Raw genomic sequence first — 19,873 nt, forward strand, 5'->3', positions numbered from 1 at the left:
ATATGAACAATTATAAACCAACAGCAAAAGGATATTTTTCGGGGATCGGAATCTTTGAAATAGGTCTTCAAGAAGCAGGATTAGATATAATTCAATCACTTGACATTGACAAGGGCGCTACCAAGATAATGAAAATGAATCCACAATACTTTAGTCATAAAGTAATAACAGAGGATATAAAGGATATGTTAGTCACACCACAAACAAAAACGGATATGGTGATAGGAACATACCCGTGTACTAAATATTCAGACATTGGTGATATCCACGGTGTGAGAACTGGAGACGAACTATACTTACACTTCTTTAGACATGTAGCAATAGAGTTGCCGGAAGCTTTTGTTTTGGAAAACGTCCCGGGCATGATGAAATTTCCGGTTGTTGTTGAAGCAATGACAAAGTTACCTCAATATTATGTGCAGGTATTCTGCCCAGTAAATGCGTTGAACTGGTTGCCTCAAGATCGTAAACGTGTAATTATCATTGGAACTAAAAAGCCTTTTAACATTGAAGCTCCCAATAGTGTCAGGACAAAAACAATTAAGGACATAATTGAGAAAGATCCGATCTTAAACATTCCACCAAATTTTTACGCTCGATTTAACGGAAACTATCGGGACAAACCAATAATTGTCGATCCAAACGACCGCAATTCATTTGCACCTTGTTGTGTGGCCCATTATTCTAAAGACCAGGGCACACGGGTTGTAAAGGATAGGAATTTTAAAAATGGGGTAAGACCATTTACCGTTCGTGAATATGCGAGACTGCAGGGTGTGCCAGATGATTTTATTTTTCCAACACATAAAGATGGTAGTGATATTAAAAAAAACTACATGTACATCGGAAATGGAGTACCAAGGGAAATGGGAATTTGGGCAGGAAGACAGCTAATGAAGTATTTTAACTAATCAAATAACCATCAAATGAACAATCTATTTACAAGCATAGCTCATACAAGAATATGTGACTTTCTAGATGATCTCAATGAAGGAAGAAAGAAGAAATTCAGCATAGAATACATTATCCATGAGCAAGGGCACTATATCTATTGTGCCGTCAATAAAGATAAAGAAGTTTATTTCACCGCTCTAACGGATACAGGGGAACTTCCAAAAGACATGGCCACTAATTGGAGAATATGGTCACAGATAAAAATGGACTTTAAAATCAAATAACCATCAAATAAGATTATGACACAAATGCTAAGCTCAAAAACATTAACCGCAAAGAAGTCGCATAGATGTGACTTCTGCGGTATGCCTATAGATATAGGGGAACAATACAATCGATCATTTAATGTAGGTGATTCAGCTTTTACGTGGAAGTCTCATATACATTGCGATAAGATAGTCGAAAAGATTATCGATTGGGATGATCTAGACGATGGCGGTTGCTCTTCGGATGATTTTTGGACACATGTCGCAGTTGAATGGGAGAAGATTAATAATAAAAGTTCAACTGGACAATCGTACAGGCAAATGCTTGATGAGGTCCGAAAACATCATAACATTTAAATAAAGGAGGTTTAAGATGAAATTTACACACGATTACGCGAATAGAGTTAAAGAACTAGAAGTGGTTTACATAGAATATCAAGACGGTGTACCTCATCAGGTTACCTGTTCTGATAATGGATACTGTGATCACTTCGACTTTTACAAGTCATGCTATGATGATGAGAACTTAATGTATTACCATTCTGGGGGCGGTGGATCAATTAGAGATCTTCAAGCGCCTACATACGTAGATGGATATAATGGAGCTTCATACTGGATGCATGAGTCAGCTTCTTTTAGTGATAAGTATAAACCAAAAAATATCACCAGACTAAAGAACCCATTACCGCTACGCAACAACATTATAGACCCTTTCAACGAAGAATTAAGTCATGAAGTATATGGCACCATAGACTATTGCAAATTTTGTGATAAATATTATGATGAAAACGGTTGTGATGATCACCATGTTTGGGACGAGGAAAACGGAGTTTTGAAATATATTGATGGAACGGAGGTAGAATAATGACAAAAGACGATAAACTACTGAAAGACTTCCTGAATGATCACATCGATTTTTATACACTCCGCAAAGTAGGATTCTTTCCTAAGGAGATGAAGAAAACCGATATCCATGGACAAGCGGAAAGGATCTGCAAATTCTTTAAATACAAAACAGTTTACGAATATGGTGCAAAAGTAATTCACGCTCATATCTCCTATGTAGATGGTCATCGCCCTAGTTGGGTAAACGAGCAGGGAGAATACGAACAAGCACCTTTTGTAGAGAAATTTGGAGGTATATACGATGACTAGAGAAGAAATGATTAAAAGATCTTTCAAGCCATATATGATATTGATTCATCATAGTCATTATGGAGATATTGAAATGATTTTAGTATCTGCAAATTTTGACAATGAAACATTTACCCTTAGACCTATCGACATTGAAAATTTTGAGGAAGAAGATTATATAATTAGCATAAGCAAAGTATCATTTAAGAAAAAGGAGTCATTAAAAATTGTGAAATGAAACTAAACAAACAACAACGCGAACAGCTAAAACAAAAATATGGAGGTCGCTGCGCATATTGCGGTAATCTCCTACCCGACCGCTGGCATGCGGATCATGTCGAACCTATAGTTAGAAACTGGACGAACGGTACATGTGAGCGACCAGAAAACAATCGAATCGACAACTTTAATCCTTCTTGTTCAAGCTGTAATATAGTTAAGAATTCATTGAGCTTAGAAGGCTTTAGACAACTTATAGGCGGATTTATTAAATCTCTTAATCGGGATTCAACACAGTACAAGTTTGCAAAACGTTATGGATTAGTATCGGAGGTTCCTACAGAAGTTACGTTCTTTTTTGAGACATACGGAAATCCGTAATCATAACAAATTTTAAATTATTAAACTACCACCATGAAAATAACACTACCATCATCTGATGTTATAAAGGCAATTCAGGAAGCCAAAGAAGACTGTATGGCCGTCAAAGGATTCTTTTTAACATACGATGTCAAATTTAATGAACTAAGTATGGAGATCACCCCAAAGAAAGGGTACGATGTTGATCCAACAGACATATTCCACCTTGCTTGGTACGTTAAAGAGTACATGTAAAAGAGTAGGCTATAAACCTACTCTTTTAAAAACACTTCGAATGAACTTTCTAATTCGTGCAATGCCCCTGACATTCTAAGGTCATTTGGATCAATCTTATTTAAGTAAACCTTTTCTTTATCATCTCCGAGTATAATTGCTGAAAGACATTTTTCACTTGCATAATCCCATACCCCCACTCCAACCGGTTTTCCTTTGTAGAATGCGTAAGAGTAAAATAATACTGGATCACCAGGAATATTGGTAGTACTAGTACTTCCATAAGAGCTTTTAGTTAGATCTTCAATTTTCATTCATTTTTTATAATTGATTGAATACAAATATAAATATACCGATTTAAAGATTTCTCTACCCCTTCCCTAATACAAAACAGTTCCTTTCAGATCCTCCTCTTTAAGCGCTAGTAAATCATCGATCACAGCACACGCTAATTCACCGTCCAGACTTTCAAGATAACCCCAAAGGTCAGCTTTAAATTCTGGTATGAATTTGGGATCATCGTCATCTGCCGTAGAATCAGTAACTAGAACATTATAGTGATCTTTCTTAAGTTCACTTAGTACGGCGTGTGTTACTTTTACGTATTCCATGACTATATCATTTAGATAGTTTAATATTTACCCAAGTTTTATTTGGTGTTTTTATTAGAGTCCGTGGCAATATCCGGTTTAGGATAAAATCCTCTTCCTCGATTACGTACATATCAGGATCTTCTGAATCAGATACATCAACCATCTTAAAAATAGCATCTGGATCGTCTGCAGAAATATCTGATTCTACTAGCTTAATATCATTACTAGCTAACCACCTAGCCAATTCTTCATTGTCCAATGCTTTGATATACTTTACCTCAGTATCAAAGTTCTTAAGTTCAATTTCAGTCAACTCCGGAAAAAAGGTATCCAAATACTTATTATATGCAGCCTTATCTCCCGTTCTAAGTGCATAGTTCTTAACGATTAAACGATGAGGATTATATTCAAAGTTGAAATCCTGAGGATTTTCAACAAACCCGTAATGCTTATCATAGGCAATAACACGAGCTTCCATATTTAATTTATCTTGATCCATAAACATATAAGTTTTAAAATTGTTAAACATTTAAACTATTGTATTATGTGCTATCATGTTTCCACACCGGACATTACTTATCTAAAGAAAGCAAGACCTGAGAAAGAGGTGATCTTTGAAGGATCAGAAATTTATCACGTCTCTGGTTTCGCTCGCCCATACTTACCGGTAACACTTAACAATCAGGATGATAAGATTGTTCAGGCTCGTTGGAAATTAATTCCTTTTTGGGTCAAAACTGAAGATGACGCAAAAAAGTATGCTAACACATTGAATGCTGATTCCGGTACCATTTTCGAAAAAGCATCCTACAAAAACTATATAATGAAAAATCGGGGCCTCCTGTATGTGAATGGCTTTTATGAGCCTCACAAAGTCGCAGGACAAAAGGACACCGAAAATTATTATATCTACACTCCATCAAAGGAGATCTTCACCCTTGGTATTGTTTTCAGTGAGTTTAAAGATTATGAGACTGGAGAAATTTATCCTACATTCTCCATAATCACAACTGAGGCTAATCCCCTACTTGCTGAAATCCACAATGAAAAGAAACGTATGCCTCTGATCATTGCACAAAAAGATGAAGATGCCTGGTTACATGCCACCAATAAAGAAGACATCATTAAATTGATGAAGCCTTACGATGGTGAACTAGGTAGCCATCAAGTTGTACGTGTAACAGATCCTAAACTGACAGACACAAATCACCCAGACATTCAAAAAGCTATTTAGGTGGTTTGAAAGTTATATCATAATCTTCAAGCTTTATCAATAAGGCTTGTAACTCTTCATTTGCCCTTTTTATCCACCCTGCTCTCTGTTTAATAGCAGCGTACGGACTTTTTACTACAAATTCTTTTATATTACTTAACCCAGTATGTTCCTCTTTATATATCCGCTCCCATTTCTCCAAAAACTCTTCGGGTGTATAAAATAGCCGAGAAACATCATGATATATCCAGCAGTTATTCTGAATTGCAAAGCGGTGCAAAGAAGTCACTTCTGCTGGAATTTCTTTTTTATCTTTTACTCTCCACGGTTGCATAATTTTAATTTTATTCAAAACTAGACATATTTTACTAATTTTACGCTAATGAGTGTACTAAAAATTATAGTAAATAAAAAAGAGGTATTAATACCTTACAAATTTGAACGTAAGTATGGCTTAGTGAACTATATAATTAATGGAAAGAATGGAGCTGTATACTACTTTAGAAAGTATGATGAAGGTGACTTTCACTTAGCTTATGGAACTATGAAAGAAGAATTAGCCGGAGCTATCATTGAATCCATTAAAGAGATACATAAATAAAACAGCTTTAAGCGGGCGCCTAAAGCTGTTTAGCCATATTTTAACCTATTTTATGATTATCTAAAATAGTTATTTCTTTTTTAAATACCAAAATAATTCCTAACCAAAAAAGTCACCTTAATAAATAAAAAGGCCATTAAGAATAAATACAATAATTAGCAAATCACTTTGTTGTATTAGTTTCCTTTTCCCATTTAGGAACAAATGTTTTATCTCTAATATTACTGAACCACGTAAATGGAGACCATCCTTCAGGTACACTATCCTTCATTTCCTTAGACATTGGGAACATTCCTGCTACATCTTTTATTTCAACCTCCAGAACAAAACTAAACGTGGTTCCATAACAAGCTTGAACCTTAAATAAAATTTCATTAGTAGATAAGGTATCAGGAGTAGCTAACCCCCAAACAGTAGGCATATATCTCCACCATTCCAAATTTTTATCTTCGATGAACTTCATGAATTTTTCATCGGCTTCATTAGATGGTGCACTAATCGTTACTAGGTATATTCTCATTACTCAAATCTTGTTCTAACTTAACATTTACGTTTTCAGATTGAATTACAACATAATCCGTCTCTTGCATTTTCAACTTCCCAACTGTACTATCTCCTGTGACAGATATTTTCTCTAATGCTGTTTTCTCTAAATTAAATCTTTCCGATCTTAATAAATCAGGATTCTTAAATAAGCAGTAAAAGTAACAAACCAAAAAACACATTGCAATTAATAATGCAAATCCAAGACAAATATAAGCTATAGTTTCATTCTTTAAATATAAACCTAAACACATACCCAATAATAAAATAACCATTAATCCATATAATGGCTTTAGGACATTGGACCTATATCCTTGTGAAGTTGCATGTTCTAAAATCTGCTTTATATGATCCGGCATATTGGTTAATTTTCCCCAAAAGTAATTAATTTTTATAAACATACATATTATTTTTTCTTTTTAGGTTTTATTCCAAAATACCACAGAAGGAAAGCTATTAACCCTATTAAAACAACTCCTCCACCTATCCAATTACTAAAAATACCTTTTGCACTGGGTTTTTTGGTAACAGCCTTCTTATAACTCTTCTCATTAGCTGTACTATCCTTCGCCGCAATACTATCGACTTTCTTTTGCAGGTTTGTCGTTACCTGATTAGTAAGATCCCTCGCCTGATTTGTTTTCTTTTTTGTATTGGAAATTATACTGTCAGCTTCTAATGTCATCGATCCATCGGCAGCTATCTTAACCTCAGTACCGGGTTTAGGATAGACTTTTACCTGATCATCACTTTCACTTGAGGTAATAGTCTTATCTGTTGCCTTCTCAACCTTATTAACTTTTACATCTGTAGTTACTTTGACATCACTGGAAGTACTTACTGAAACAGAGCTTTTGTCAATCTTAGTTGTTTTACGGAATAGTCCGCACCCACTCATAAGGATGCAGACTATTAATATCATGGTTATTCTCATAGCTTTTCAATTTTTTGAGATAGATCTGTGAGTTTGTTTGTCACTTCGTCTAACATAGGAACTAAATCTTCCAAAGGCTTAGCAATACCCTTGGGTTGCTTCATTGGCACCTTCGGTCTTGCATCAGTATATACCGAGCTGACAAATAGTATTATTAAAATCCATTTCATCTTTTACCTCCTTTTCTCTTTTGTTGCTGTGCAATACTATCAACTTTGACTGCTGCACTATCGACTTTTGTTGCCGCCTCATTGACTTTGTTTACTGCCGGCGTAACTTGTTGTTTAACTTCCTCAATCATCTGCTTGTAAAGTCTATCTTGCATCTCAAGCATTTTATCTGCTTGCTTTCTGTCACTTTCCCTAGAATCTTTATTTACATCGATGATTAAATAAAATACTGCCCAGAATACAGAAACAATGACTAACAATGCGTAAGTAACCGGATGGTTTACAACCTGTGCAAATGTTGGCTTTTTTTGAACTACCTTTTCTTCTGCCATTACTTCATCATATTAAAAAATCTTTTTACTAATGGAATCACTCTTTCGATTCCGATCAATCCACCGTTAACCCTTCTACGAATAATTTTGATATCCTCATCATTTACGTCTTTCACAAGGTTCCAAAGCTTTTTTTGATTAAACATAAAAACAGCTGATTCCAAAGGATATTTTGTCGCTACCAGATCAGGATTCTTCACGCAATCCTCACCAATGTATTTGCTAAAAAGATCATACATTTCTTTTCCGGTTAATTGCATCCAGCCACGACCGCGGTATTTGTAACCTTCTCCTTTGCCGTTGCCCATACGATTATCGTAAACAAAGTTCCCTAGTTTCTCAGGCTGTCTCAGATATTGCTCAGCTAATGCATTGGATGTAAAACGGGTTGGCCATGTTTTTCGTAGTGCTGCAATAGTAGTATAGCTCATGTTTTCCATGACGATCGTAAAATCACCATTTTCATGAACCATGTTTCCAAAGAAATGAGCTACCATAGCCTTGGTTGATATTCCAAAATGACATTGGAACTTAGTTAGTGTTTCGTTACCAAGCACGCCGTCAGGATTAGCTCCGACGACATGCTGTATATATTGTATTGATTCTGTCTTTGTCATAACTATAATGTTTGTGTTGCCACTAACGTTGAAAAAATAACATCTGCCGATTGCATGTAACCTTGATTTTGAGGGTGTACTGATTCAACAGGAAATGATTCTAATTGAGATGCTCTAGGATTTACTGGAGTTGGCACATCCCCATAATTATTTTTACTATCATGACATAATCCTACAGGAATAAAATAAGTATTCGCATCGCCTTTGAACTCAGTATAAATAGCACTCAATAAATTGAATATCTTCCGGTCTTCAATTAATTTTAAAGAGGGATTCGGATTAAATCCATCCGTTCCAGTTTGGTTGCCAATTCCATTTTGGTCACTTTTATAAAGAGTGAAAACAATATAGATTGGTAACGTAGAGGCACCAGTAGAGCGTAACCCATTTATAAATGTCCTGAGATTTGAAACTGAGGTCAAAGGGTCTAAGGCCAATGCATTCGTTCCAAGCCAAATCATCATTTTATTTGGATTCTTATTATAATTAGATTTATAGTAAGTCCAGTCTACCTTGTTTAAATTCGGGTTGAAAAACGGATTTAGATTTTGTGCTCTACCATCTACCCCTTGTTCTCCTGATGTATCAAAAGTATATGAATTATTCCCTGTGTAATATGCTGATGTAGCGCCGCTTCTTCCCTCGTGTCTTGTCACTCCATTTTCTTGAAAACCATACCACCTTGTACCTACGAAACTGATGTTATTAGCTGCCAAACTCCTGACCTCTGTTAACCAAGGCTTCGCATTTGTTAAACTATCGCCAATCGGAACAACAGTGAATGCAGATGAAATGACATTTGTCGTTATAATGACAGTAAAAACTTTAGAGGCTATTACTTTCATATTATTATCATACACCACACAAGTTGCAGAATAAGACCCATGGTTACTTGAGGTACCCGTAATTTGCCATTTTCTCTTTAATGTTTTCCCAATTCCGGTAACAAGGAAATGGTAGTTATCGTGATTTCCACACCATGATATCTGATTAAAATACATTTCAATTGTTCGCCCTTCTGCAACATATATATTATCAGGTATAAACAATAAAAACTCATCACGTGAAGATGATTCTATACCTGCTTTGGTGTTCTTAAGCTCGTAATATTCCTCATAAGCAGAATTTCCTTTATTAGAACCTTCGTTTACATAGAAGTTACCCAAACCGCTTGCAGTAGCTATAGATGTTCTTAGATATTTGGCATTAACAGGCGACCTTTGCAGATTGTTGGGATTTTCAAAACCCGATCCTGAAATATATACCTTATTGCTATTGTACCAAGCAAGGTGTGTTTTAGCTGATAAGTAATAATCTGTATTTGCTTTTACCTCAATATAACCAGATGCAGTATAACTTGCATTATTGGAAAGACCACCCGTAGCACTATTAATATACCGACCTAATGTTACTTGCCAATCATCCTTATTAAACAAATTTATGCCAGTCTTTCTTTCAGCAAACAATAGATCAGGTTGAATAATTTCTCCTTTCTGAGGTATTGAATCTGGCAAGTTAGTTTTAGTTACTGTGACATCACTAGGAAGAACTTGTTTAGAATATGGAACATAAGCTGATGGAATAGTGGTTCCTTCAGCAAACATCATTGTATTTACATTGACACTCTGTAGATATCCGTATCTAACATAAACCGCATTAGCAGGAGAAACAAAAGTCAATGCGGTATTTGTAGAAAAATTCAAACCACTTATATAAACTTTATTCGCATCAAACCAGACCAAATGGCTCCTAGAAGTAACAGCATATTGTGTACTGCCTATTACTTTTATAAATGGCGATACATTCGTTCCTACGTTAGAAAATAAAATTCCACTACTAGGGTTTATGTTAAAAGAAACAGCTAAATCAGGAGAATCTTTATTGAATTTATTGACCCTTATACCTAAAATACTATCTGCTACTTCATCTTTTGTCGCTGAATATCTATAAACTCCATCCTGATTAACTACTTCTGTTCCTCCTGGGATAACCACATTTGTTCCTGTTGCGATAGGCAAAGCCTGCATCTTACTGATACTCCAGCTTGGAGTTGTTGCTGTTCCGTTCCAATATAATGTCCCATCGTTTCCTTCTGGTATTCCATCTGTTCCTTTTGGGTTCTTTAAAACGATATTGTTGTACTTCCAATAACCCCAACTCGCATCAAAAAATCTGTTATATCCAGTTGGTCCGGCAGGTAAGGCAACGGCTGTTGCCGCAGTTAATCCACCTTGAATTGCAGGCATAGACTCGCCAACGACTCCTATTACCTCAGCTAATCTTGATTTTGGCACTTTTGTAAGAGGTTCGCCCTCTTTACCAGTCATGAAATAATCAAAGTCTTCGACAGATTTGGCCTCGGTGTACCCGCTTGGCCAAGGTTTCTTTATTTCTTCTTCTCCTGCCATTTTAATATAATTTAATATTTTGTTAACCGTTTGTTTCTATCCACTGACTCCCTGAAAATCGATACCCTCTAATTATTCCACTAGCTAGGATAACAGTTCTTGAAACTGAATTATTGATCATGTAGATATCATAACCATTACCATCAATTTCTGTAACTCCTCTTGCATTTTTTATACTCACTGTACGCCCAACTTCGACACCTTCAGATGGTAAAAAAACTTTATTATTGCTTCCTCCTTTGACAAGGAAATAGTCATTTTCAGTCATATAGGTATCTGCATTCTCATTGTCAACTCTTACAGGTTCATATACTGCCCCGAGTACTTTTAGGCTTGAGAACATACCTCCATATCTTCCCCATGCCTGCCATAATTGATCTAATACATGACTTGTTAAATCCTGTCTTCTTATCCCAAAGATGCCAGCTCTAACGTCTGCAATTGAAAATGGTCTTTCAATAGGTCTTACAACCGATGTTTCGCCTACTAATGATGCCGAAAAATCGAGACCAGTTGAAGAAGGTAAAAAGCTCATACCTGCGTTTCTGCTCAGAACTCCCCAATCACTTAGAATTATACCAGATGATGCACTTGTGGGATCTCCTCCAGGATCGATTACTTTTGATTGAAAACTCGTAGGTGTTAATTCGAATCCTCCTATTTCACCTTTGTAAGATTTGATGTTTCCATCATTCAAGACCTGAAATGGCGCTGTATATCGGTTTTCTTCGGTAGCTCCTGCCCAAAAACGCTGCGATTCATTTCCTTTATCCGCTAGTCCCGAAATACCAGCGTTCACAAATCCATCAGAACCGACCGTAATCAATTGAGCAAATAACCTTTGAACATTGATCATAAAAGCAGTAATGACATCAGTTTCAATCTGTCCCCCACTGATAACCGTAAAACCCTTGGTTGCTCTAAATGATCTTACACCTTCGAGTACTGATGATAGGATCCCGAAATTGAAATACCAGTAAGCCACGTCTCCTTCTGTCGGGAATTGTGTTTCAGTCAGAACCCATTCGCCGGTTAATGAGATCTTACTACATTTAGCAGCTAGATAATAGCTTTTCAAAGGATTAAGCCCAGTAACAGCAAATGGATCAAGATTCCAGATATAACCCAACCCATCAATTTTGAAAACACGGTGGATTAATCTACCTGCTGTCATCGCAAAAGCATTAGGATTGCCTCCATCATTTACAGACATGGAAATACCATCAAGATCATAATACATACTTGGAGTACCAAACATTCCTACAATAGCCTGCTGAAGAGGTTGTGCAAGATTGCCATCAGGATCTAAAACCTTACCGATAAACTCATTCAACGCTTGAGCATTTCTACGATCGTTTTCCCAACTTTGCTTTGAATATTGTGTAACTACTTGCTTTTGCTCCTTAACGTCATTCTGGATTTTCTGAATTAGCGTGTATGTAACTTCATTGCCTACCTCCGCGGTGAACGTCATTCCATTTTCTAATACATCTGGATAATGCCCGGGATAAGACACGCTTGTCACTCTTATATTTTCATTGACTCCAAGTTCTGAGTCAGTAACAGGTATGATATCACCTGCATCTGGTAAAGTCTCACGACGTTTCAATTCAAGAAGATCAAGCTCAAGATCATAAACAACTCTAGGTGCTGAGTTGCCAGTTAAATATTTAAGTCGTCCTGCTGTTAATTCTGCATAAGCAGCATCAACATAAGATTGAGGCATTCTGATGCCAACCAATGTGTATTTATCTCCTATTTCAGCTACAGTAACCCCAAAAGGAAAGAAATTGCCGTTACTATCTTTATTTGCTTTGTATCGAATAGTTTTAGTAGAATGATTGTAGCTGGTAATCTCAAACTCATTCCCATTTAACGATCCTGATTTGAAAACTATCTTTGGCGTCTCCCCTTCAACCTTAAGTCCATTAAGATTAAAATCTATCGACGTATCAGTCAAGGTGAAAATTTCTTCGCTACTCTGTGAAACTGCAGTGGCAGTACCGGTTCTTTTTGGATAGATTTCTTCATCTTCAAAAATTCCTTCTCTGATTCCATATAGATCTACATTGTTTTCTAAGTAATCATTCAGCTTTAAATTTCCTTTCACACCTTCAGGAAGATTCTTATCACCTCCAACAGCATAAGCACGAGTAACTATCACCTTATCATTGATAGATTGTCTAGTCAAAGAATAAAGGCCTTTACCCATTCCATAGGAAACAGGAAAGTCTTTTGCAACTCCGATGGTCTTTTTAAGTGAAATCACTTTACCTCTGATATCCCATTCAGCCTCAAAAGCCTGAGCGATCATTGTGAGGGCAGATAAGCAATCAACCTTATCAAAGTCGATCGTTACATCTTCTGATTCTTCAATCTCACCTAAAGTCCAACCAGAATCAACCGAGTTAATACATTCAAGAAACATGAACATGAAATCATCAGGTTGACCTGTATAACTAAATGTAAATGCTCCTTCGTCTTTTAGGATAAAGCGAGACAGCGTGTGTCTATGGCCTTCAAATACTACATCATACTGGTATAGATGATCACGTTTTAAATTTGGTTCTTGATTAATTGTAAGAAGCTCGCCTTTATAAGTTATCGTATCACCTATACGTAAATCAAGTTTAGTAATACTCGCAAATGAGAACGCAAGGTTATGATCACTCATCAATTTCTTATTGAATGTTGATTGATTTAACGGCAACATGACCGTATCAACTGCTTTTCTTTTAACCTGGATCTTCATTAAAACAATTGTTTATTTATCGTTACATATATTTGCTGGCCCAACTCTGTCAAAACATAAGAGTTGATATCTTGGAGAGGAACTATAAGCCCAACTTCATCGAAATTATTTATCACATTCAAGATGAATTCACAATAGATCTTTCCTGCTGCGGTTAGTATTGGAGTAAGTAAATTAAACGATGGGCTATCTTCATAGTACAGTTTAAAGCTTCTACCAAGCGTTGTTGAGTTTAATAGAAAGCCTTTTGGATTAGATATCAGTTCTAAAATTTTTGTACGCTTAGCCATTAGATCATCAACATTATCTGCAACCATATAGCATACAAGAGCATATTGCAAAGGCTCATATCGAACTGGGGAAATTGTATCCCTTTCCTCACCATGCTGATCAGCCCAATTGTATGTAAAGGGAGTTTTAGGCTTCGGAAACTTCAAAAGTTCTTTGTAAAGAGTTCCTTGCTTGAAGAAAAGACCTAAGCTTTCAATATTTTTATTATCTAATTCAAAGCTCATTTTCTATACTCCTTTACTTTTGACTGTTCGTAACTCTCAATTTTTACTTTCGCATCTTGACGAAGCTCTACACTCACATAAGCATTATCATGAGCAACAATATTGACTACAGCTGAATTCTTAGCATATATTTCACAGACCTGAAAACCACTGATTTCTATATCAATTGTATCTCCCATAATAATTACTAGTCGGGGATTTACAAGCTTATGTGGACCATCTAGGAAGATGTTTTCTTTTTCCAGTTCGGAGCGATATTGATTATATACTGTTTTTGTTAAGAAATTCGTTTCCATAATGAACTCGATTCCCTTACCTGTTTTCATTAACCGGATCAAGTCGTTTACACTTATCGCATTCTGTATTTCACGGAGTCCAGGAGAACAAGCCCCAGCTTTCTTAGCTAATTCATATATTTCTTTCATTAGAATTTTCCTCCTAGATTCTTATTTACTTTTTGCAGTTCATACACCGCGCTTTTTAATTCAGTTACTGTATTTGCAGTATTATTCTGAATTGCATTCAAAGCGGTTAAGCTGCTGCTTGCAATATCCAATTGCTTGCTCAGGGTTAATCCTTGGCTTTGGCTTTCCTGAAAACTTCTTTTAGCTAAGTCAAAAGTTGATCGATAGAGCCCTGTCAATTCGCTACCTGTAGCCTCTGTTAGTTCTTGTTTAATAGAACCTGACAATCCACCTCCAGTACTAGTAGAATCTTTTTCAAGGCCAATTCCTTTATAAGCTTCATCCAATGCGGAATTAAAGTTGTTTCCTGCTTCTCCGATCTTATCCTTCCAAGAGTCAAAATCAAATCCAATCAAAGAATTGTTATTTCCCTTCATGTATTCAGATACTTTTGAAACCATCTCGTTAACAATAGGCTCAATCATTTTAAGCTTTAAGCTATTGACAAGTGCTTTTTTGATGAATTGATCGAATGTTTTATCAAGAGCCTGAATACCATCCTCTCCCGCTTCAAAGGCTGATAGTAAAGCATCAGCAAGTGAATTAGAAAGTTCTTTAAATGAAGTTTGTACAAGATTTTCCGATATGGCTTTTTGAAGCTCTTCGATTTGACTATTGATCGAATCGATCTCATTGTAGTATCCTTTAACTTTTTCTTTATCGGTTTTCTTCTTCCCCTCCTCCGATTTAGCCATTTCTTCAAGCAGCCTCTGTTGCTCCCTGAGATTGGAAATAGCTTTGTCGCTATCGGTGTAATAGTTTTCACCTACAGAATTGTTAATTTGATTTTGTAATCTATCATATGCCTTACCTAAAGAGTCTAATTGATCTTTATAAGCATCAATTTGCTTTTGGATCTTCTTGTCTTTGGTATTAAAAATGTCAATGACAGAAGTCAATGTTTTTATACTACCGGAGATAATGGATACAGGATTTCCTGATGCTATACCGGTGGCTAGCTCAGACATTCCACCAACCAGTTGACCGATTTGATTAACAGTATTCTGAGTTCCATCGCTAGCACCCAATGAGCTAAGCAAACCTCCTACATCACCAATTATTGAGGATGCGTTTTGAAGATCAGAAGCCAAAGCAGAAAACATATCTTTTTGAGATCGTTTTGCTTGATCGGAATCTTTACTGTACAAAGCAAGTTGCTCTCTATATCTTTTTAGCGCTCGTGTGGAGGCTATCCAAGATTTTTCTATAATTATTATTGCTTCAGCACTATCAAGTTCAATAGTTTTCTTTTCAAAATCTCTATCAGTCATCCCTTTCGCGCGCTGTTCAATTAAGACTTTTCGGGCTGCTGCAATTGCATCTAATGATGCCTTTTTACCTAGAAAAGATAATCTTTCAAACATTCTTTCCGTATTGGCGATACGATCGAATTGAGCAACAAGAACTGCACTTTTCTCTTCTTCCAAAGATTTTTTAAGAATCTTTTTTTGCTCGTCAGTAGCATTTTCACCTAAAGATGTCATGTACTGTTGATGCTTTTTTTCAATCTCAATAATCTGGTCATTAAAGGATTTGGAAGCCTGTACTGCCGAGATATACTTTTCATTCTCCTTATCCCTTTCTTCTTTATCAAAAGATGCGATCAATTCTCTTAAGATCTTTGCCCTTTCTTCTTGCGCTTGAGTTAGTTTTACATTAGATCCTTCGAAACCTTCACTGCTTGCTGTAGTTTGAAGAGCAATGATATCCATATACTCTTTTCTTAGACGCTCCTTATATCCTTTAAATGCTTTTATTTCGTCTGCATATCGTCTATCAGCTTCTTCTTTGGAAGTTTGTGTAGCAAAAGCATTATATTCATCAAGTAACTGTTTCTGTTTGCTTAAAGACTCAACTAAAAGTTTGGTGCCAGACTTAGTCTCAGCTTCGTTTACCTCAAATTTTTCACTTGCCAGTAATCCACTAGTGTCAACTTTTTGTCCCTTATTTTTAGGATCAGAGTAGAATTTTCTTACTTCTTCTTTTATTTTAGCGTATTTATCTTTTACAGATTCTACCTCAGATTCATCTCTTGAAAGTTGGTTTCTTGAAGCTGTTTCATTTATTTTATCAATTTCAAGTTGGAGAGAACGCTGACGCTCTGTCGCTTTTCTAGCATTTTCAACTATTCGTTCAGCTTTTTTAGCTGCCGCTGCTTCGGCTCTTTCTCTTTTAAGTCTTTCTTTTTCAGATTCTTCTTCAAGTCCTGCTATGCCCACTTTCGGTTTTCCTGAAAAATCATATCCTTTCTTACTCCGGATTTGCTCCATTCGAGAAAGGTGAAGTCGAGCTATTGATTCTTGCTTTTTATATTCATTGACAGTATCTTCATTTTCACTTAATCTACCAGATAGCACAGCTGCTTCATATTCTAAAGAAGCTTTTGCCATTTTATCAGAATATTCTTTAGCCAGCTTATAAGATTTTTCAAAATCTTGCCTAGTCATATTGGAAAACTCAGTTCTTATCCAGGCGTTTGATCCATCACCTATTTTGCTTATTTCTTTATTATACTTCTTTACATCATCAAACACCTTTTTTAAACCCAAAGCGTCATTAATTTCACCGCCCCTGCCCCAATTCGTAGGATTAATTCTTGTGAAAAACTCGCCCCAAGAACTTGAGGTTACTACATTCGTAATGCCTTCAAGAATTTCAGCAAAGAAACCTACTACTGCAACAGAAGCTACCCCAATAGCTCCCGATCCATTTTCGATTGAAAGCACCATATTGTCCCAAGCAATTCCAATACGAGCAGATTGATTGACGATTTTACCAGAAGCAGTTTCAAATTCAGCATCCATAGCACCAGTTGCGTCCTTAACATTTGTAAGTGCATCTGTTAGGATGTCGAAACCATTAGAGGCAAGAGATCCTAGCACAGCCTGATCTCTAATAGCTGTTATACCCACAGCTTCCAAAGACTTGTTGAAATCAGCTGCTGACTTACCGGTACGATTCAAACCGCCGATAAAATCGATTAGGACTCCACTGGCATCTTCTCTGAATCTTTTGCTTAGTTCAGCTTGTGTACCACCGACTAGCTTCAAGACCGTTCCTAATCCTTTGCCCGATCTGATAACTTTCTCAAGCGTTCCTAATGTTCGGCCCATTGTGGAACCAACGAGTTCAGCCTCTACACCTACTGATTTAGTTGCGGTAGCAAAAGCCAATACTTCTTGCCTTCCAACTTTATATACACCAGTTGATTGAGCTATTTTGGTAGCATTGCTAAGAATTTCATTTTCAGTAGCAGCGAAATTATTTCCAAGATTTACGATCTCATCACCAAAAGCTTTTATATTTTGAACACCTCCATCGGTCAGTGTTAACAGACGAGCTATTTCAGACCCTCCTTCTTCGCCTTTGATATCAGATGCGGTTTCCAACTTAGCAAGAGCCTCAGTAAATGCAAGTATATTTTGAGAACCTTTAACACCTAGTTGCCCAGCAACAGTAGCATACTCTAGTAGCTTATCAGTTGATACAGTTTTTAGAGCTCTTGAGAGTCCAACGATATCATCAGCTAAAGCCTGCAAAGCTTTTCCTTCTAAACCGGTAGTCTTACCAACGTTGAGTAGGCCGTTATTGAAATCAATAACAGTTTGCTTATTCCCTTTAAACAACATGAATAAAGCACCCAATGCTGTAATAAAAAGTCCAATTGGAGAAAGAACAAATCCTAAGATTCCTTTCCCAATAGAAAGAAATGCTGCACCAACTTCTTTTATTGCACCTGGCTTATTTGCCAAATCGTCAAGTGAAGTTCCAAATATCTGTAGGTGCTGATTTATGTTTGCGATCTGAGGACTGATAAGCTCCAGCGCTTCTCCATAGTTACCTACGTTTCGATAATGAATTCCTAGAGTAGCATCAATCTTCTTAATGCCCCGATCTAATAATTGAGTTTGAGCAACTAAACCTTCTGACTTCTTGCGTAAAGCCTCATAACCAGCAGTATTTTTATGACCTTGACGCTCCATGCGGAACATTTCAGCTAGAACTTCTTTCGCTTCTTTTCTAACTGCACCTAAAGCTTTATTCAGTTTAAAATATTCACTGCTTTCTTGCTCTAATAGCTTTTTCCTTCTCTCAAGATCCTTTTGCCTTTTAGCTTCTTCTCGATCACCATCTTTACGAGCTTTTTCAGAATCTCGAAGAATTTTCTCCGCTTTACGTTCTTCTTCACTTGCTTTGCGACGAGCCTCTGCAGCTTCTTTTAGTGATTTATTATATTCTTGTAGGCTTAATTGCCCTTTTTTATATTCTATACTTAATTCCTTTTCCTCTTGAATAAGGGATTCGGTGACTGACTTTTTATCAGCTAAAATTCCTTTGTGCTCCTGCTCAACTTGTTTTAGAAAATTTAATTCACTTATTTCTTTGGATCGTTCGTCTCTTAGCTTTTTAATAGCAGCAATATCCGCAAGCTTAGCATCTCGAATAGCTGAATTATTCGCGGTACGATTTAGAACCTCAGCTTCCTTTGCTGCAGCAATAGCATCTTTACCAACTTGCTTAATTGCTTCCGACACAGCATTAGTCCCCCCTTTGCTAAGAGTGGACCTGAAATTATTGCTAATATCAGCCTGCATCTTAGCAAGATTTGCAAGCTTTTTTCTTAGCTCCGAATCATCACCAACGAATTTAAATTTTACCTCTGCCATGTAGGCTCAAAGGTACTTTAAGCCAATTTTGAATTTAATTATTACATTCTGTAATTGACCACTTTACAAAATATTAAGTAATCTATTTGGATTACTTAATATTTATTTCTATAATTGCATTACAATAGTTCATTGACATAGAATATTTAGCGACCGTTTCCTTCGGGTGAGTAAATCAAAATACAATAAGGGTTCACAAATGCTTGAACAAGGGTGCTCATAACGTCCTATTAGCCTGCGGCGGTCGCTTCTTTAAAGAAACAATAAAAACATCTTCTATCCGTCTTGTACGGATGAGTGAATCATAACGCAAGAAGGAATCGTAAAATCTCGATTATGGTGGTTTTCGGAATTTTTTCCACCTAATGACCCTGAGGAAGATGTTTTTAAAGATAATTCGTTCTAAAATAGTGGAACCTATGAGGGTAATAGTCCCGAAAAGATGGCTTAGGTTGAAACCCCTATGAACGATTAAAATATAGCAAGGTGGCGGAATAGAGACGCTAAAGACAATAAGAGATAAAAATAATGTAAAGGAGAAAGGTATAGCTATTAAATAATTAATATAAATACTTGCATTATTTGAAGGAGATTCCAAAACATAGCCTCGTAGAGGTTAGCAAAGGCATGACAAATCTTTTCTCATGCAGGTTCGATTCCTGCTCTGTTCACCCGTGGGCCAGTCTATGGCTACAGCTGACATCTAGCCTCGATTTTTTTTAACACGGCTGATGAGAGTTAAAAACTCGAAACTATTATAGTTCCGTGGAGTCTCCCAACCGAGGGAATAACTGGAGACCTTAACCATAGTGACAGTCTGGAAAGACAGACAAAAAGGGGAAGTGGTAGTGTGGTATTACACTTACGTAGAAGCAGTGAGATGAAAGCTAGATAGACTCACAACGTATAGCAAATAAAGGTTCGAATCCTTTCTTCTCCACTTTATTAACTAATGTT

The 19,873-nt window shown here is 36.5% G+C and carries 23 protein-coding genes and 1 tRNA gene; 10 read left to right on the forward strand and 14 right to left on the reverse strand.

The features are described 5' to 3' along the window. Positions 1 to 2: 2 nt before the first annotated feature. The 7 genes from FHR29_RS12925 (at position 3) to FHR29_RS12955 (ending at position 3,128) form a co-directional block, all read left to right on the forward strand. Positions 3 to 911 carry a DNA cytosine methyltransferase gene (locus FHR29_RS12925; protein WP_183915129.1) on the forward strand — a complete coding sequence of 303 codons (909 nt, stop codon included), beginning with the start codon at positions 3 to 5 and terminating at the stop codon, positions 909 to 911. A gap of 15 nt (positions 912 to 926) precedes the next feature. Then, a complete protein-coding gene (locus FHR29_RS12930) occupies positions 927 to 1,178 on the forward strand; it encodes a hypothetical protein (RefSeq protein WP_183915130.1) in 252 nt (83 codons plus the stop codon). Positions 1,179 to 1,193: 15 nt separating this feature from the next. Further along, positions 1,194 to 1,517: a hypothetical protein gene (locus tag FHR29_RS12935; RefSeq protein ID WP_183915132.1), complete on the forward strand. Its 324-nt coding sequence runs from the start codon at positions 1,194 to 1,196 to the stop codon at positions 1,515 to 1,517. A gap of 16 nt (positions 1,518 to 1,533) precedes the next feature. After that, positions 1,534 to 2,025 (forward strand): hypothetical protein, encoded by a 492-nt coding sequence (locus FHR29_RS12940; RefSeq protein ID WP_183915134.1) that lies wholly within the window; start codon positions 1,534 to 1,536, stop codon positions 2,023 to 2,025. Next, the gene (locus FHR29_RS12945) at positions 2,025 to 2,315 is read left to right on the forward strand and encodes a hypothetical protein (RefSeq protein WP_183915136.1); all 291 of its coding nucleotides are present in this window, start codon (positions 2,025 to 2,027) and stop codon (positions 2,313 to 2,315) included. Before FHR29_RS12940 ends, FHR29_RS12945 begins: the two co-directional genes overlap by 1 nt. A 213-nt stretch (positions 2,316 to 2,528) precedes the next feature. Next, a complete protein-coding gene (locus FHR29_RS12950; protein WP_183915138.1) occupies positions 2,529 to 2,894 on the forward strand; it encodes an HNH endonuclease in 366 nt (121 codons plus the stop codon). Between the two features lie 33 nt (positions 2,895 to 2,927). Continuing rightward, a complete protein-coding gene (locus FHR29_RS12955) occupies positions 2,928 to 3,128 on the forward strand; it encodes a hypothetical protein (protein ID WP_183915140.1) in 201 nt (66 codons plus the stop codon). 17 nt (positions 3,129 to 3,145) lie between these two features. Here FHR29_RS12955 and FHR29_RS12960 read toward each other — a convergent pair whose 3' ends face one another. The 3 genes from FHR29_RS12960 to FHR29_RS12970 form a co-directional block, all read right to left on the reverse strand. Further along, positions 3,146 to 3,421, reverse strand: coding sequence for a hypothetical protein (locus tag FHR29_RS12960; protein ID WP_183915142.1), 276 nt, complete (start codon positions 3,419 to 3,421; stop codon positions 3,146 to 3,148). Between the two features lie 66 nt (positions 3,422 to 3,487). Beyond that, positions 3,488 to 3,718: a hypothetical protein gene (locus FHR29_RS12965; RefSeq protein ID WP_183915144.1), complete on the reverse strand. Its 231-nt coding sequence runs from the start codon at positions 3,716 to 3,718 to the stop codon at positions 3,488 to 3,490. A gap of 7 nt (positions 3,719 to 3,725) precedes the next feature. Beyond that, complete coding sequence (locus FHR29_RS12970) at positions 3,726 to 4,199, reverse strand: hypothetical protein (protein WP_183915146.1); 474 nt, start codon at positions 4,197 to 4,199, stop codon at positions 3,726 to 3,728. Positions 4,200 to 4,244: 45 nt separating this feature from the next. On the opposite strand from FHR29_RS12970, the gene FHR29_RS12975 reads away from it, so the two are divergent. After that, positions 4,245 to 4,934, forward strand: a complete 690-nt coding sequence (locus tag FHR29_RS12975) for an SOS response-associated peptidase (RefSeq protein ID WP_183915148.1) — start codon at positions 4,245 to 4,247, stop codon at positions 4,932 to 4,934. Here the strand turns inward: FHR29_RS12975 and FHR29_RS12980 are convergent. Continuing rightward, positions 4,927 to 5,265, reverse strand: a complete 339-nt coding sequence (locus tag FHR29_RS12980; RefSeq protein WP_183915150.1) for a hypothetical protein — start codon at positions 5,263 to 5,265, stop codon at positions 4,927 to 4,929. The two genes, FHR29_RS12975 and FHR29_RS12980, sit on opposite strands and share 8 nt — an antisense overlap. A 30-nt stretch (positions 5,266 to 5,295) precedes the next feature. Here FHR29_RS12980 and FHR29_RS12985 point away from each other — a divergent pair, with 30 nt between their 5' ends. Then, the gene (locus FHR29_RS12985) at positions 5,296 to 5,514 is read left to right on the forward strand and encodes a hypothetical protein (protein WP_183915152.1); all 219 of its coding nucleotides are present in this window, start codon (positions 5,296 to 5,298) and stop codon (positions 5,512 to 5,514) included. A gap of 163 nt (positions 5,515 to 5,677) precedes the next feature. On the opposite strand, the gene FHR29_RS12990 is transcribed toward FHR29_RS12985, so the two are convergent. From FHR29_RS12990 to FHR29_RS13035, 10 genes are all read right to left on the reverse strand, one after another. Beyond that, positions 5,678 to 6,034 (reverse strand): hypothetical protein, encoded by a 357-nt coding sequence (locus FHR29_RS12990; protein ID WP_183915154.1) that lies wholly within the window; start codon positions 6,032 to 6,034, stop codon positions 5,678 to 5,680. Further along, entirely contained in the window at positions 6,009 to 6,458 is a 450-nt protein-coding gene (locus FHR29_RS12995) for a hypothetical protein (protein WP_183915156.1), read from the reverse strand. The genes FHR29_RS12990 and FHR29_RS12995 overlap by 26 nt, the downstream gene beginning before the upstream one ends. Before the next feature lie 5 nt (positions 6,459 to 6,463). After that, the gene (locus tag FHR29_RS13000) at positions 6,464 to 6,991 is read right to left on the reverse strand and encodes a hypothetical protein (protein ID WP_183915158.1); all 528 of its coding nucleotides are present in this window, start codon (positions 6,989 to 6,991) and stop codon (positions 6,464 to 6,466) included. 166 nt (positions 6,992 to 7,157) lie between these two features. Continuing rightward, a complete protein-coding gene (locus tag FHR29_RS13005; RefSeq protein WP_183915160.1) occupies positions 7,158 to 7,493 on the reverse strand; it encodes a hypothetical protein in 336 nt (111 codons plus the stop codon). Next, positions 7,493 to 8,110 (reverse strand): glycoside hydrolase family 19 protein, encoded by a 618-nt coding sequence (locus FHR29_RS13010; RefSeq protein ID WP_183915162.1) that lies wholly within the window; start codon positions 8,108 to 8,110, stop codon positions 7,493 to 7,495. The genes FHR29_RS13005 and FHR29_RS13010 overlap by 1 nt, the downstream gene beginning before the upstream one ends. A 2-nt stretch (positions 8,111 to 8,112) precedes the next feature. Further along, a complete protein-coding gene (locus FHR29_RS13015; RefSeq protein ID WP_183915164.1) occupies positions 8,113 to 10,518 on the reverse strand; it encodes a hypothetical protein in 2,406 nt (801 codons plus the stop codon). Between the two features lie 22 nt (positions 10,519 to 10,540). Further along, positions 10,541 to 13,270 (reverse strand): phage tail protein, encoded by a 2,730-nt coding sequence (locus FHR29_RS13020; protein WP_183915166.1) that lies wholly within the window; start codon positions 13,268 to 13,270, stop codon positions 10,541 to 10,543. Next, positions 13,270 to 13,785 carry a hypothetical protein gene (locus FHR29_RS13025; protein ID WP_183915168.1) on the reverse strand — a complete coding sequence of 172 codons (516 nt, stop codon included), beginning with the start codon at positions 13,783 to 13,785 and terminating at the stop codon, positions 13,270 to 13,272. Before FHR29_RS13025 ends, FHR29_RS13020 begins: the two co-directional genes overlap by 1 nt. Further along, positions 13,782 to 14,210 carry a hypothetical protein gene (locus FHR29_RS13030; protein ID WP_183915170.1) on the reverse strand — a complete coding sequence of 143 codons (429 nt, stop codon included), beginning with the start codon at positions 14,208 to 14,210 and terminating at the stop codon, positions 13,782 to 13,784. Before FHR29_RS13030 ends, FHR29_RS13025 begins: the two co-directional genes overlap by 4 nt. Then, positions 14,210 to 18,916: a phage tail tape measure protein gene (locus FHR29_RS13035; protein ID WP_183915172.1), complete on the reverse strand. Its 4,707-nt coding sequence runs from the start codon at positions 18,914 to 18,916 to the stop codon at positions 14,210 to 14,212. The genes FHR29_RS13030 and FHR29_RS13035 overlap by 1 nt, the downstream gene beginning before the upstream one ends. 836 nt (positions 18,917 to 19,752) lie before the next feature. Between FHR29_RS13035 and FHR29_RS13040 the strand changes: the two genes are divergently transcribed. After that, positions 19,753 to 19,856: transfer RNA gene (locus FHR29_RS13040), tRNA-OTHER, on the forward strand. The last annotated feature ends 17 nt before the right edge of the window (positions 19,857 to 19,873 follow it).

Origin of the sequence: Sphingobacterium sp. JUb56, from assembly GCF_014191365.1 — a bacterium.
Classification (GTDB): Bacteria; Bacteroidota; Bacteroidia; order Sphingobacteriales; family Sphingobacteriaceae; genus Sphingobacterium; species Sphingobacterium anhuiense.